We start from the raw sequence: 14658 nt of genomic DNA on the forward strand, positions 1-14658 counted from the left end.
AAGTCCATGAAAAAGAGATTATATTCCATAGCTGCATGCGCCATAGCTTTATTAGCTGCATCGTGTAGTAAATTAGATAATTACGAGGATCCTAAGGAGACCTTAAAGGGCAGCGTGATAGATGCCGGTACGGGTAAAACCGTACAGACCGAACAAGGCAGTGGTACGCGTATTAAACTGCTTGAGATAAGCTGGAGCGATAACCCTACGCCATTTTATATTGCCTCGATGCAAGATGGTACATACAACTATACCAAGCTTTTTAAAGGCACCAATAAAATAAGTGCGGAGGGGCCATTTGTGCCTTTGGTACAAACGGACAATACCGGCGCTACGGTTGTTGATAAAAGCCAAACGGTTGAAATAAATGGTACGAAGACCGTAGACTTTCAGGTTGAGCCTTTTCTGCGTATAGAGTGGGTGGGCGAACCAACCGTAAACTCAGACGGAACCATTACGGCAAGCTATAAGATAACCCGTGGTACTAACGATCCTAACTTTCAGCAAAATGTAACTGATCTGCGGTTATTTGTTAACTCAAATAAATATGTTGGTAACAATAACTTTGATGATCGTTATTCTACGCAGGTAAACTTCAATGGATCAGATGCTAACGCAACTTTAGGCCAAACGGTTACCATCACCACAAAGGGTGGCCCGCTGCCTAAAACACGCCAATATTTCATTCGCGTAGGTGCCCGTATCGATTATGGCCTTAAATACTACAACTACTCTGATGTAAAAACGGTAACCGTACCTTAATCTGCCTGTTAATACCAGCCCTGCGCGGTGCGCGCAAGGCTGGTTTACAACTATCTTTAACTATGAAAAAACTACTATTTACCTGTTCGTTGGCGGCGATGGTCGTTGGTGTTTCGGCACAAACAAAACAGTCGGTTGCTGCTAAACAGAAAACAGCTTTTCAAACCAGCAGCCCCTGGATGCCGGAAATCGATGTGCGGTCTGATATTGCCATTGTTTACGGCGTTAACGACAGAAAAGGAATGACCTTTGAGCAACGTGTACAATCGTGGCGAGACCATGGCTACCAAACGCAATTTATGACCGGTATTGCCTGGGGCAGTTACGAAGATTACTTTTTGGGCAGGTGGGATGGCATCAACCATCTCGGCGTTGGCCAGGTAACGCAAAAGGGCGATACCATCTTCCACGGCAAAAATATGCCTTACGTGGTGCCTGTAAAATCATTCATCGAGTATATGAAAACCGCCGTGGTTAAACGCGTGATAGATGCAGGCATTACAACCATATTTTTAGAAGAGCCTGAATTTTGGGCCCGTGCAGGTTACAGCGCACCTTTTAAAGAAGAATGGCAAAAATACTATGGTTTCCCATGGAAGCCACAGCATGAATCGGCGGAGAATACTTATCTGTCAAGTAAGTTGAAGTACTATTTGTATTATGAGGCTATCAAGGAAGTCTCTAACTATGCGAAAGCGTATGGTAAAAGTAAAGGCAAAGCTATCAAAGTATTTATTGCCACACATTCGTTGGTCAATTACTCGTCGTGGCAAATTGTTAGTCCGGAAGCAAGTTTAGCCTCGCTGCCGGGTATCGATGGTTACATCGCCCAGGTTTGGACGGGTACCTCCCGCGAACCAACTTATTTCAATGGTGAGAAAAAAGAACGGGTGTTTGAGAATGCTTTTCTGGAGTACGGCTCAATGGTATCTATGACAGCACCAACCGGTCGCAAAATGTATTTTTTAACAGATCCGATAGAAGACTGGCCGCGCGACTGGGCCGATTACAAGAAGAACTATCAGGCAACTTTCACAGCTAAACTGCTGTACCCTATGGTTGCCGATTACGAGGTGATGCCATGGCCGGAACGTATCTACACCCATCCGTACAAAGTTGCCAACAGCGATGAGAAAGTGCTGATACCACAGTATTACTCCACGCAAATGCAAATAATGGTAAATGCGCTCAACAGTATGCCACTATCAGCCAACAAGGTAACCGGCGTAAATGGCATTGGTGTGCTCATGAGCAATTCGCTAATGTTCCAGCGCTTCCCAACACATAACGGTTTCGAGGATCCGCAATTTTCAAACTTCTATGGGCAAACACTTCCGCTCCTTAAAAGGGGGGTGCCGGTACAAACCGTGCACATGGAAAACCTGAACTATGCTGCTACATTGAAGAATATCAAAGTATTAGTAGTTAGCTATTCGAACATGAAACCTAACTCGCCCGATGTGCACCGGGCATTGGCCAAATGGGTTAAACAGGGTGGCATATTGATTTATACCGGAAAGGATGATGACCCTTATCAATCAGTAATGGAATGGTGGGATACTAAAGGCAACAGCTTTAAGTCGCCTTCAGAACACTTGTTCAAACTTTTGGGCATTACACTGGCTAATGGTAAAGAAAAATATGAGGTAGGTAGAGGTACTGTTTATGTGCTTCGCCAAAATCCTAAGGAGTATGCCATGCAAAGCAACGGCGACAGCCACTTTGTAGAAACGGTTAAACAAGCTTATGAAGCGGACGCCAAAGCCGGTAAGTTGGAATTTAAAAATAGCCTTTACCTGGCGCGTGGCGCCTACGACGTGATTTCGGTATTGGATGAAAATGCGGACGCCAAACCTTATATCATTAAAGGGCCCGTAATAGATCTGTTCGACCCGCAACTGCCTGTGTTGGCGCAAAAGGTGATCAACCCGGGCGAGCAATCATTACTTTATAACGTAAACCGTGTAACCGTTAAAAACAAACCGCAGGTTTTAGCCGCTGCCGCCCGTGCCTATGATGAAAAGGTGCAGGGAAATACCTATTCATTCGTTGTAAAAAGTCCCGTTAAAACGCTTAACAGCATGCGGGTGCTTTTGCCTGCCAAACCAAAGTCTACCAAAGTGGCAGATGCTAAAGGGCAGCAAATTATGGATGTAAAAACATCGTGGGACGAATCATCAAAAACTGTTTACCTGGGCTTTGCAAACAGCCCAGATGGAATAAAAGTGACCTTGAGTTGGTAAACTTTGGGGGTTGGTTTAAGGAAGGCTGCTCACTACCATACACGGTGCATAGCGTGTATGCGTAGCGCAGCTTATTATCGCCCTGTTTTACCTTTTAACATATATCAAATTGAAAATTTAGATTCTTTTTAATGCAGTTGAATGGCCACTTGGAGGCTGATTATTGTATGAACATCAGAGCGGTTCTCTATTTTTACGAATAAACACATATCTACTTATGAAAAAAACATACATGCTATTACTTACCGGCTTTTTGATAGCAGCGGCGAGCTGCAGTAAAGGCAATGAAGGTGTAAAGACGGAAACAACCAAACCAGGGAATAGCACAACAACGGACAGCCCTACATTTACCACCACAGATGCAACAACGGCGTATACGGCTTTTAACCGGTATTATTACAACCCAACCAAAAAGCTGTATTACGCCAACACGTTGCAAACCAATTTGGGTGCCATTTGGACACAGGCTATTTATTGGGATATGGCCATGAACGTTTATGAGCGTACAAAAGACCAATCGCAGATGGCGATGGTTAACGATATGTACCAGGGCGGTTTTAACGAATATGACGGTTATAATTGGGGCAACACCACTACCTGGTTTATTTATGACGACATGATGTGGTGGGTAATGGCCCTTGCCCGTGCAAATCAATTAACGGGCAATGCTACCTACCTGCAAAAGGCAATCGCCGGGTTTGACAGGGTATGGAATGGCTCTTACGATCCCGTTGATGGCGGTATGTTTTGGGATTTTAAGCACAGCGGTAAAAACGCATGCATAAATTTCCCAACTGTGATAGCTGCAATGCGGTTGTACAAAATTACAGGTAACAAAACCTATTACGACAAAGCCTTATCTGTTTACCAGTGGGCAAAAACTAACTTGGTAAATTCAGACGGACGGGTTGCTGATCATAAAATAGGTAACAACGCGCCTGGGTATGAAGATTACACCTACAACCAGGGCACTGCCATTGGTGCGGCGATAGCTTTGTATAATGAAACTAAGAATTCTGCCTACCTTAACGATGCAAAGTTGATAGCGGATTATACAAAAAATAAAATGTGCACCAACAACATACTGCCTGCCGAAGGTGACTTCAACGAACAGGGTGTATTGAAGGCGATCTTTGCGCAGTATATCATGCAACTCATAAAAGATGCAGGGCAAACCCAGTATTTAAGCTGGATACGGCAGAACGTTGATGCCGGCTGGAACAACCGCGATAAACAGCGCGACCTTTGCTGGCGCAATTATGCCTTGCCGGCACCCACAGGCGTTATGCAATCTTACGAGAGCAGCAGTATAGTAACGTTTATGCAACTATGTCCGCCTGAATAATAGCAACGATGATTTTAACAGCGTAGCGCCAGTACTTACTGTATTGACCGCACCCTATCAGGAAGAGCTTTTACGACTCTTGAAAATCGTGCTATAAAACAAAAAAGCCCTCAGAACTTAATCTGAAGGCTTTCTTTTCGTGGGAGCAACAGGATTCGAACCCTATTTGCAATATGCTTATTTTCAGTTATTTAAATCTATCGCATGACGCTGGTACTCTTATGGGTACTCTGCTAATCAGACAGCCTGAATTATTGCTAAGATAGACTTTTAGATAAAAGAATCCAATCAAAAGCACAATTTCTTTTATTGCCCAAGAGGAACTTCGTTCTCAACATGGAGATGTTAGCAAAAGAGTAATCTTTGTATAGTATAATGCATATTTTTGTTAAATGACAACAGATATCCTGTCTCTGATCAATCAATATAAAGCTCTTCACTTAGAGGATGTTATAGACTATGAAAAATTTAACCTGATCGCGATTGATCACCATTCTACGCGTATCGAGGGATCAACACTTACGGAAGTGGAAGCACAGGTCCTAATTAACGAAGGGCGTACACCGAAAGGAAAACCTTTGGAAGAAAGCCTGATGGTCAGAGATCATCATACTGCTTTGCTCTTCACACTTGAGGCTGCTAAAAAAGGGGATGCAATCAGTGTGGATTTGATACAAAAGATAAATGCAGAGGTGATGAAAAGTACAGGAAAAATTTACAACACAATGTTCGGTACCCTTGATTCCACCAAAGGCCTGTTTCGAAAAGGCAATGTGTCAGCTGGTAACACATACTTTCCAAATTATGACAAGGTTGAAAACTTGACCTCGGAACTTGTAAAATTAGTTCACAACATGATGGTGCAAGATATTTCGATAGAAGAACAACTTAATCTTTCATTCGATGCGCATTATCACCTGGTTGCAATACATCCTTTCTACGATGGAAATGGCAGGACATCCAGATTGCTAATGAACTTTATTCAGGCTAAATATCGTCTTCCTTTGGCAATAGTGCACAGTGAAAACAAAGCTGCATATATCGAGGCAATTGTCAAGACTAAGGAGACGGAGGATCCGGAGCATTTCAGAATATTTATGCGTAGTGAATATATCTCATTGTTACTAAGTGAAATTGACAAGTATCAGGAGATGATTAAGCCTTCAAAAGGTAGGGGTTTCAGTTTTCTGATTTGATCTTAAGGCATTCCGGCGTTCATTTTACCGCCTGCTCTCAACCGTGTAAACAAAACTATCAGCTTTATAATATCCAAGGTTATATTCTATTGGCCGCTCTCCCTGGTCAAACACAAAGCGTTTTCTAAAGAGTACAGGCTCACCAGGCTCGATCTGAAGTTTCTCTGCTATGACTTCCTCAGCCGCATGTGCGCTAATCTCTTCCTTCGACAAACTTGCTATAGTAGAGTAATCCAATTCCAGCAACTCATATAATGGGCGTTTAAAATCCTCATCACCAGTAAGCCCTATTCGCGGATGAAAATAAGATATAAAGTAGACAAAAGGGCCATCGCTCTTGCCACGAACGCGCTCCATTTTCAACACTTTTTTGTCGGCCTTGATCTCAAAGAAATTGGCCAGCGTTTCATCGGGAAATACCCAGGTAACATGCAGTTCAAAATTTTTGATGTTGATTCCACGCAATTTCATCTCTTGCGAGAAACTAAGCCAATTGTTGGATTTGGAGCTTACGGTTGATTGGTTGACCTTTGTGCCGGCACGTTTCTTACGTATTAATAAACCTTCATATACCAACTTGTTGATAGCCTGCCGCAATGTTGTTCTCGAAATAGCTAAAAGCTTAGATAACTCCACTTCGTTAGGTAATAATTTACCATTCTGAAATTCCTCCTGACTAATCAAATTTCGTAATAACTCTTCTGCTTGAATATGAAGGGGAATAGGGCTCTTGTGATCGATTGCGTATTTCATAGTGCTTAGAACTACAATAATAGGCATTTAAATAAATTGACACAAATGTATGTACATATTGTAAATTATACACACTTAAATTGCAAATAAATGAGTTCAAGCGCCTGAAATTTTTGTCAAAATAAATTTGGATTAGAAGTTATAGTTTATATGTTTGTACATTATAAACCAACAATTATACAAATAGATACTGCATAATCACTCTATGTGACTGTTTAGTCATATCAGCTCGGTGATATGTACATACATTACTACAAAAATGAATTCTGATTCACTTGAACTTTTACAGCAAACGTCGATATACCCCGAGGTACGAAAAACTCAACAATTCCTTATGCCGGCGTATTTAAGCGATAAGCCTTCGGAGAAAAGTCAATATGAGATCTATCCTGCAGAGCATTTAGGCGATGGTAAAATATTCAGCGGATTTAGTGCACTGGCCGATTATATCATTGACCATAAAATTGTGGTGATAGATGGATTTGGTGGAGTTTTTTGGGATCGTATCCAATTAGGGCTTCAGCAGTGTTTTGATGAAAAGCAGTTAAGCGTCAACTGGATATCTGCTTCCGATTTCCTGAAGAACTCAAAAGAGGTTGATAAACTGGTTGCACCTTTTCTTGGTGAAGATAACGCTGTATGGGGCACAAAAGCAAAACTTGAATTAGTTGATTTATTTGAGCCTGCTATCACAAAGCAAACGCCGGAAAACGATTTTCCTATCAATATCATGATTGGGACCGGCGCTGCTTTAGCAGGTTGGGATGCTCCGCTGATTTATGTAGACCTGCCAAAAAACGAAATTCAGTTCAGGATGCGTGCAGGTAGTATAACCAACCTGGGAAGCGGGGAGATAGCGGAACCTTTTAAAATGTACAAACGCTTTTACTTTGTTGATTGGGTTTTACTCAATCAGCATAAAAAAGCCATTCTAAATCGTATTGAGGTAGTAGCCGATGCACAGTGGCCGGAAACCATCAACTGGATGTTTACTAAAGACCTTAAAATAGGTCTTGATAAAATTAGCCGCTCGGTGTTAAGAGTGCGTCCCTGGTTTGAACCGGGGGCATGGGGCGGGCAGTGGATAAAAAACCACATCAGTGGTCTGAATAAGAATGTAGTGAACCTTGCGTGGTCATTTGAATTGATCGTACCGGAGAACGGATTGGTTTTCGAAAGCAACGGTAACTTACTGGAAGTATCATTTGATACGATCATGTTTACTAACAACGAAAATGTGTTAGGTAAACACGCAGCCAAATTCGGAGATGAATTCCCCATCCGTTTCGATTTTCTGGACACTTATAATGGCGGCAATCTTTCGATACAATGCCATCCGAAACTGGAGTACATACAAGAAAATTTTGGAGAGAATATTACGCAGGATGAGACATACTACATCCTTGATTGCAACAACGACGCAAGCGTTTATCTTGGATTTCAGGGTACGATTGACCCTGTAGCCTTCAAATCAGCGCTCGAACACAGTCAAGTTACGAGCGAGGCTATCGATATAGAAGAGTATGTACAAGTTCATAAAGCTAACAAACATGACCTGTTCCTGATACCTAATGGCACAGTCCATAGCGCCGGAGCCGGAAATCTGGTATTAGAGATAAGTGCGACTCCCTATATTTTTACATTTAAAATGTATGATTGGGTTCGCCTTGATCTGGACGGAAAGCCACGACCTATTAACATTGACCACGCATTTAAGAACCTCGATTTTTCCCGTAAAGGTAATAACGTACAAGAGGAACTGATCTCAAAACCACAGATAATTGAAAGCGAACCTGGTTACCAGCTAATACACCTGCCAACTCATAAAGATCATTTTTATGATGTGCACCGCCTGGAATTTGATCACTCAGTAAATGTTAAAACAGATAGTACCTGCCACGTAATGATGCTGGTAGAAGGGCAAACCGTATTACTGCAAACCGCTGATGGTACTCAAAGGCAATTTGCTTATGCTGAAACGTTTGTTGTGCCTGCTGCCGCAGATTCATACACGCTGACCAACACAGGCGGTGGCCAGGCTAAAGTGGTAAAAGCATTTTTGAAATAATGGCCATGGAAAAGACAATGCAACATAGAAAAGCTAACACCGGTAGTTTATATCTCTACCTTATTTGCCTGGTAGCAGCCCTTGGGGGTTTTCTTTTTGGCTTTGACACCGCGGTAATATCAGGTACGGTAAGCCTCGTGAAAAAAGATTTTTCACTGGATGCAGTCAGCGAGGGATGGTTTGTGAGTTGTGCACTGCTTGGCTGTATTGCAGGCGTAAGTTTCTCTGGAAAACTGAGTGATAAATACGGGCGCAAACCAGTTCTGATCATTTCTGCCATCATGTTTCTGGCTTCGGCTTTAGGTTGCATGTGGTCTGGTTCATTCACGGCGCTTATTATTTTCCGTTTGATCGGTGGTTTAGGTATTGGTGTAGCCTCAATGGTATCGCCCTTATATATTTCAGAATTTTCGCCATCGCGTTACCGTGGTATGATGGTATCCCTCTATCAATTGGCATTGACGATCGGTATCGTGGTGGCTTATTTTACCAATGCGTATCTGGCAGCACATACGCATGATAATTACGCTGGGGTGGGGATGCGAACCATTTTTTCAGCGGAGGTGTGGCGCGCCATGCTTGGCTTGGGTGCGTTGCCGGCGGGAATATTCCTGCTCTCGTTATTCGCAGTACCAGAATCGCCGAGATGGCTATTGCTCAAAGGGCAGGAGCAAAAGGCAAAACAGATACTTATCAAGATAGACGGCGAAGAAGCTGCAACCGATGAGATAAAGTCATTTAAAAGCCAGAACGGTAACGATGATACATCTCTTAAAGAGCTTTTTAAACCTGTATATCGCAAGGCATTATGGATCGGCTTATTGCTCCCATTTCTTTCACAGGTATGTGGTATCAATGCGGTGATCTATTACGGCCCTCGCATTTTAGAACAGGCGGGCTTCACCCTTAACAGTGCCCTGGGGGGGCAGGTAACAATAGGCCTGGTAAATGTTGTATTTACTTTTGTAGCCATTTTTACCATTGATATCTGGGGCCGCAGGCCACTACTTTACGCAGGTGTAGGGGGTGCGGTAACCGCGCTACTGATCATCGGTGTGCTATTTGCCTTAAACATTACTTCAGGGCCATGGATACTGATATTCATCCTCATGTTCATTGCCTGTTTTGCCTTTTCGTTTGGCCCGGTATGCTGGGTTATCGTAAGTGAAATATTTCCGAATGCAGTGCGTGGTAAGGCAATGTCATTGGCAACGCTGTCATTGTGGGTAGGCAATTTCCTGGTTGGACAGCTGACCCCGCTGATGCTTGAAGGTCTCGGATCATCATGGACGTTCTGGTTGTTCGCCATCTGTTGTTCTCCAGCACTGTGGCTTACTTGGCGGTTGATCCCCGAGACGAAAGGCCGCTCGCTTGAAAATATCGAAAAATACTGGAAGGACAATCACTATCAAGATAGCTCCAATGATTCCTTACCTCTTGCTACTAACCATAAATAACCAAACCAAACTAACCCAATAATTATGAGATTGAAACTATTACAAAATGTAAAACTCAAATGGCTATACAGCAGACCGATACTTATACTGTTATGTACAGCAGCAGGGGCAAGTGGTCCAGTGCAAGCCGCCTCTGTTGCTACAAATTTATACAGCACGGTTTTCCATTTTGATAAAACGGTAACAGGTCGCGTAACCGACGAAAATAATCAGCCATTACCAGGCGTAAATGTCAGTATAGCAGGTACAACGGTAGGTACCACTACCGATGTAAACGGACGTTACCGACTTAATATTCCGGATGCTTACGCGGGCCGTAGTTTAACCTATTCTTTTATAGGTTATACAACACAAACAAATGCCATTGGCGATCGAAACGAGATCAATGTAAGCCTTAAGCCTAATAATACCAGCCTTAATGAGGTAGTGGTTGTGGGTTATGGTACGCAAAAACGTATTAACGTTACCGGGGCTGTAGGCACCATCAGTTCAAAGGACATTGAGAATAAGCCTGTACTTAACACCTATCAGGCATTGCAAGGCGAGTCTCCTAACTTAATCATCCAGCAAACAAACCTCAATCCTGGTAGCGACGTAACGGTCAACATCCGCGGTGTGGGTACACTTGGAGACAACACTCCGCTTGTAGTTATCGACGGTATTGTTGGTGGTAATTTAAACACGCTTAATCCAAATGATATTGCCAGTGTATCCGTACTTAAGGATGCCGGTTCTGCAGCCATCTACGGTTCTCGTGCGGCAAACGGGGTGATATTGGTAACTACTAAAGCCGGAAAGATAGATTCAAAACCAACTGTTAATTATAACGGTAGTTTTGGTTTTCAGGATGCAAAAGTGCTTGTTCATAAGGTTGACGCATGGGATAACGCTTATTACAAAAACCAATCGCTTGTTAATTCGGGTTTACCGCCTGCTTATACGCCTGAGCAGATACAAGCGCTTAAGGATGCGGGTAACGGTACCTGGGATATTGAACATCTGTTGAAGAAGGCACCTTTGCAATCTCACAATGTAAGTTTTAGCGGAGGTGGTCAAAATAATTCGTATTACGTATCGGCGGGTTACCAGGACCAGGGCAGCAATCTGATCGGTAATGGGGGCACGGGTGCCAATTTTGGTTACCAAAAATACAATCTGAGGTTGAACCAAACATCTATAGTTGGGAAATTCAGGTCTAATATTATTTTAAACTACACCAAAACCAGGAATAAAACTAATAGTGTTGGCGACAACAATATTTTTGCTGATGCCAATCGTGTTCCGCACAACTACAACTGGAAAGATGAGAATGGTAATTACCTTACCAATCCGGTTGCTTCACAGTATAACGAATATGGTGTATTAGAAAAAGGCGGCTATAACCAGGCCGATAATGACGAGATCTTTGGTGCTTTCAATGGTCAGTTGAGCATTACCAAGGATTTAAAACTGATAGGAGAATTTGGGGGTACCATTCAAAACAACGGTACATTCTTCCGCCGTACACAGGTTAATTATTTACCCGCAGGTGTATATGGTAATGATTTGACCGTTTTGGATGGTAACAGTAAATCATTATTGACCAATACTAAAATATCTACTGAATACACCAAAAAGATAAACGATCACAACTTTAAGATACAATTAGGAGTTTCCAGTGAAACATACAGCCAGCGTGGTTTTCAACTTCAAAAAACACTGACCGATCCTCTGTTGGGTACGCCAACCACCGGCACAATCGTAGATACGCAAAATTCTACTAACAGTATCGCGGTAAACTCGTCCAGCCTGCTTTCTGCATTTGGCCGTTTAAATTATGCTTACAAAGACCGATACCTATTTGAAGCGCTGTTCCGCGAAGATGCTTCGTCTAAATTTGCGGCAGGCAACAGAGCCAGTTTCTTTCCGTCAGTAAGCGCGGGCTGGATAGTTACACAAGAATCCTTTATGGAGCCTTTAAGGAATTCACTGAGTACATTAAAGCTGAGGGCTTCTTATGGCACCGTGGGCAACCAGAATGTTAATAATTACCAGTATCAAACCACTTACTTTAATTACCCTAACGCTTATGGTTACGGCAACAACATAGTTGGCGGTGCGGGTACTAATATTGCAAACCGTGACATCACCTGGGAGAAAGCTGCAAAATTAAACATTGGCTTGGATGCAGGCCTTTTCAATGATAAACTGACTGCTACCTTTGACTATTTCCGGGAGATCCGCAGCAACATTCTGGCACCCCGTGCGGATGTGCCTTTTATATTTGGAGCAGGCTCTCCGGATTACAACGTAGCAAAAGTACGTAATACCGGCTGGGAAGCCTCAGTTACTTACAATTTGCGCGGCAGAGATGTTAGCCAAAGTTTTAGTGTAAACGTTGCAGATAACAAAAACACCCTATTAAAGTTAACCGGCAGCGCAACTGAGACAATTTATAACCAAGACGTATTTCAATTGATACGCAGGGTTGGAGAGCCGATTACTCAATATTACGGTTATCAAACAAATGGCTTTTTCCAAAACCAGCAGGATATTGACAACTCTCCTAAAATAGCCGGTAACAGCGTGCAACCCGGTGACTTAAAGTTTAAAGACCGTAATGGTGACGGAATCATTGATGAGAAGGATAAAACGATTTTAGGTAACCCATTCCCGCGCTATACCTTCGGTTTCACGTACCGCATCGCTTACAAAGGCTTTGACTTGTCCATATTCATTCAAGGTGTAGGTAAACGCGATGCATTTCTTCGCGGGGAGTTGGTTGAGCCATTCCATTATGGCTATGGCGCTACAGTTTATGATCACCAAACCGATATCTGGTCCCCGAGTAATCCAAACGCACGTTATCCAATATTGGCAAATATTGGTTCGCCGTCAAATACCAACAACTGGCGCACCGGTTCAGACCTTTATAAGTACGATGCTGCTTACGCCCGCTTGAAGAACGTCAATATAGGATACAGTTTTAGTCAGGCGATAACAAAGAAGCTGGGCATCCAGCGTCTTCGCCTGTCGCTTATAGGCCAAAACCTGGCAACGCTTAGTAAATTGAAGTTCATCGATCCGGAAACATCAGAGTTCGGCAACAACCTAAATCCTGCCTCAGCATCAAACAGTGCAAGACAATATCCTTTACCGGTATTCTATGGGGCAGGCCTTGATATAACTTTCTAAGAACAGATAATAATTAAAATATATGAAAATGAAATTTTTTAAAAAGCTTTTGATCGTATCTGTTGCGGTTGTAGCGGCATCAGGTTGTAAAAAACTTGATATTGCACCAACAGACCGGTTTTCTGATCTTACTTTTTGGCAGGTTGATGCCAATGTTTACAACGCACTTAATAATAATTACAGCCTGATATACAACAGCGGGCTGTACTTTGATGCCGAAGCGCTGTCTGATAATGCCTATTCACCATCAGGCGACTTGAATGTTATTGCCAGCGGCAACGCTACATCACAAACAGGCAAGTTTGCGGGTGATTGGAATAACTATTATTCGGCTATCAAATCCTGCAACATATTCCTGGCAAACATTGATAAAAATACTACGCTACCTGCTGCCACCAAGGCAAGATTGATAGCAGAAACCCGTTTTATCCGGGCATTTGAGCATTTCAATCTCACCAAGTGGTATGGTGATGTTCCAATCGTGGACAAAGATATATCACCGGAAGAAGCACAAACCATATCCCGCTCGCCAAAAACAGCGGTGGTGAAATTTGTTGTGGATGAACTGGAAGCGATCGTGAATGATCTGCCATCAAGTACCAATTTACCTGCAAATGAAAATGGCCGTATCACTAAAGGTGCTGCACTTGCTTTAGAAGCAAGGGTGTTATTATACCAAGGCGACCGCATGACTGATGTAGTGAACATTTGCGAGAAATTGATGAACGATCAGGGTACTTATGGTTCATATAGCTTGGAGAGCAGCTACAGTGCACTTTTTAGCGACCCTAACGTGAATAAAAACACCAAAGAAAGCATCTTATCATTACAGTATGTTCCCACACTACGTACATGGCAGAACTTTTGGGATTTTGCACCACGTACTGTCGGCGGCCGCGTAAGCAGCATGGCACCTACTCAGGAACTGGTGGACGATTACATTATGCTGAATGGTAAAGGTGTCAAAGAAGCAGGCTCAGGTTACAATGAAAATAACCCTTACATAAATCGAGACCCGCGCTTAACCGCAACCATCGTTTATGACCGCTACACTTGGGTCAACGCAAATAATACAACTAAAACCATTTACATTAAACCCGGTACCGACCCTGTACAGCCAGGGTTGGACGAATACAGCGCCGGATCGCAGGCCGCATCGGCAACGGCTTATTACTGGAGAAAGTACTATGACCCAAGCGCATTGGCAAACTTCGTATCAGGTAATAACCTGCATTTGATAAGATATGCCGAGATATTGCTTGATTATGCCGAAGCCAAACAAAGCGTTGGCCAGATGGATGCAACCGTATGGAATAAAACCATAGGTGCTTTACGCCAGCGTGCTGGCTTTACCGATGCAGGTGCTGTCACTTACCCGGGCAACACTAACATGACCAATATTATCCGCCGCGAGCGCCGCGTGGAGTTGGCCATGGAAGGTATCCGTGCAGACGACATAAGAAGGTGGAAAGTTGCTGAAACCGTTATGAATGGGTACATACATGGCGCCAAATTCTCGAACGATCAAAGTACAGATAACGGTTACATTAGAACGCAGCTTCGCAAATTTAACGCTAACCGCGATTATTTATGGGCTATTCCTGCACACGATGCTGACCTGAACAAAAACCTTGGTCAAAACCCCGGTTATACCAATTAG

The 14658-nt window shown here is 43.1% G+C and carries 9 protein-coding genes; 8 read left to right on the forward strand and 1 reads right to left on the reverse strand.

The genetic code is table 11. From position 1 onward, the window contains the following. Positions 1–6: 6 nt before the first annotated feature. The 4 genes from FPZ42_RS14510 to FPZ42_RS14525 all read left to right on the forward strand — a co-directional run bounded on the left by FPZ42_RS14510 (position 7) and on the right by FPZ42_RS14525 (position 5546). The gene (locus FPZ42_RS14510) at positions 7–762 is read left to right on the forward strand and encodes a DUF3823 domain-containing protein (RefSeq protein WP_146272375.1); all 756 of its coding nucleotides are present in this window, start codon (positions 7–9) and stop codon (positions 760–762) included. 62 nt (positions 763–824) lie between these two features. Beyond that, on the forward strand, positions 825–3005 hold the full coding sequence (locus FPZ42_RS14515; RefSeq protein ID WP_146272376.1) for a hypothetical protein: 2181 nt from the start codon (positions 825–827) through the stop codon (positions 3003–3005). Positions 3006–3222: 217 nt separating this feature from the next. Next, on the forward strand, positions 3223–4350 hold the full coding sequence (locus FPZ42_RS14520; protein ID WP_146272377.1) for a glycoside hydrolase family 76 protein: 1128 nt from the start codon (positions 3223–3225) through the stop codon (positions 4348–4350). A 392-nt stretch (positions 4351–4742) separates the two neighbouring features. After that, the gene (locus tag FPZ42_RS14525; RefSeq protein ID WP_146272379.1) at positions 4743–5546 is read left to right on the forward strand and encodes a Fic family protein; all 804 of its coding nucleotides are present in this window, start codon (positions 4743–4745) and stop codon (positions 5544–5546) included. A 24-nt stretch (positions 5547–5570) separates the two neighbouring features. Here the strand turns inward: FPZ42_RS14525 and FPZ42_RS14530 are convergent, their stop codons facing one another. Further along, entirely contained in the window at positions 5571–6299 is a 729-nt protein-coding gene (locus FPZ42_RS14530; protein WP_146272380.1) for a GntR family transcriptional regulator, read from the reverse strand. Between the two features lie 259 nt (positions 6300–6558). On the opposite strand from FPZ42_RS14530, the gene FPZ42_RS14535 reads away from it, so the two are divergent. From FPZ42_RS14535 to FPZ42_RS14550, 4 genes are read left to right on the forward strand one after another with little or no spacing between them, the layout of a single operon-like run. Next, entirely contained in the window at positions 6559–8367 is a 1809-nt protein-coding gene (locus FPZ42_RS14535) for a class I mannose-6-phosphate isomerase (protein ID WP_146272382.1), read from the forward strand. 17 nt (positions 8368–8384) lie between these two features. Next, positions 8385–9824 (forward strand): sugar porter family MFS transporter, encoded by a 1440-nt coding sequence (locus FPZ42_RS14540; RefSeq protein ID WP_261382303.1) that lies wholly within the window; start codon positions 8385–8387, stop codon positions 9822–9824. Between the two features lie 24 nt (positions 9825–9848). Next, on the forward strand, positions 9849–12998 hold the full coding sequence (locus FPZ42_RS14545) for a SusC/RagA family TonB-linked outer membrane protein (RefSeq protein ID WP_146272385.1): 3150 nt from the start codon (positions 9849–9851) through the stop codon (positions 12996–12998). Positions 12999–13020: 22 nt separating this feature from the next. Next, positions 13021–14658 (forward strand): RagB/SusD family nutrient uptake outer membrane protein, encoded by a 1638-nt coding sequence (locus tag FPZ42_RS14550; protein ID WP_261382304.1) that lies wholly within the window; start codon positions 13021–13023, stop codon positions 14656–14658.

The organism is Mucilaginibacter achroorhodeus, from assembly GCF_007846095.1.
Lineage (GTDB): Bacteria > Bacteroidota > Bacteroidia > Sphingobacteriales > Sphingobacteriaceae > Mucilaginibacter > Mucilaginibacter achroorhodeus.

Bases quoted from the DNA above. Each gene is read 5' to 3' on its own strand.
- FPZ42_RS14520 (WP_146272377.1), top strand. From the start codon at position 3,223: ATGAAAAAAACATACATGCTATTACTTACCGGCTTTTTGATAGCAGCG.
- FPZ42_RS14525 (WP_146272379.1), top strand. From the start codon at position 4,743: ATGACAACAGATATCCTGTCTCTGATCAATCAATATAAAGCTCTTCAC.
- FPZ42_RS14515 (WP_146272376.1), top strand. From the start codon at position 825: ATGAAAAAACTACTATTTACCTGTTCGTTGGCGGCGATGGTCGTTGGT.
- FPZ42_RS14540 (WP_261382303.1), top strand. From the start codon at position 8,385: ATGCAACATAGAAAAGCTAACACCGGTAGTTTATATCTCTACCTTATT.
- FPZ42_RS14535 (WP_146272382.1), top strand. From the start codon at position 6,559: ATGAATTCTGATTCACTTGAACTTTTACAGCAAACGTCGATATACCCC.
- FPZ42_RS14530 (WP_146272380.1), bottom strand. From the start codon at position 6,299: ATGAAATACGCAATCGATCACAAGAGCCCTATTCCCCTTCATATTCAA.
- FPZ42_RS14550 (WP_261382304.1), top strand. From the start codon at position 13,021: ATGAAAATGAAATTTTTTAAAAAGCTTTTGATCGTATCTGTTGCGGTT.
- FPZ42_RS14545 (WP_146272385.1), top strand. From the start codon at position 9,849: ATGAGATTGAAACTATTACAAAATGTAAAACTCAAATGGCTATACAGC.
- FPZ42_RS14510 (WP_146272375.1), top strand. From the start codon at position 7: ATGAAAAAGAGATTATATTCCATAGCTGCATGCGCCATAGCTTTATTA.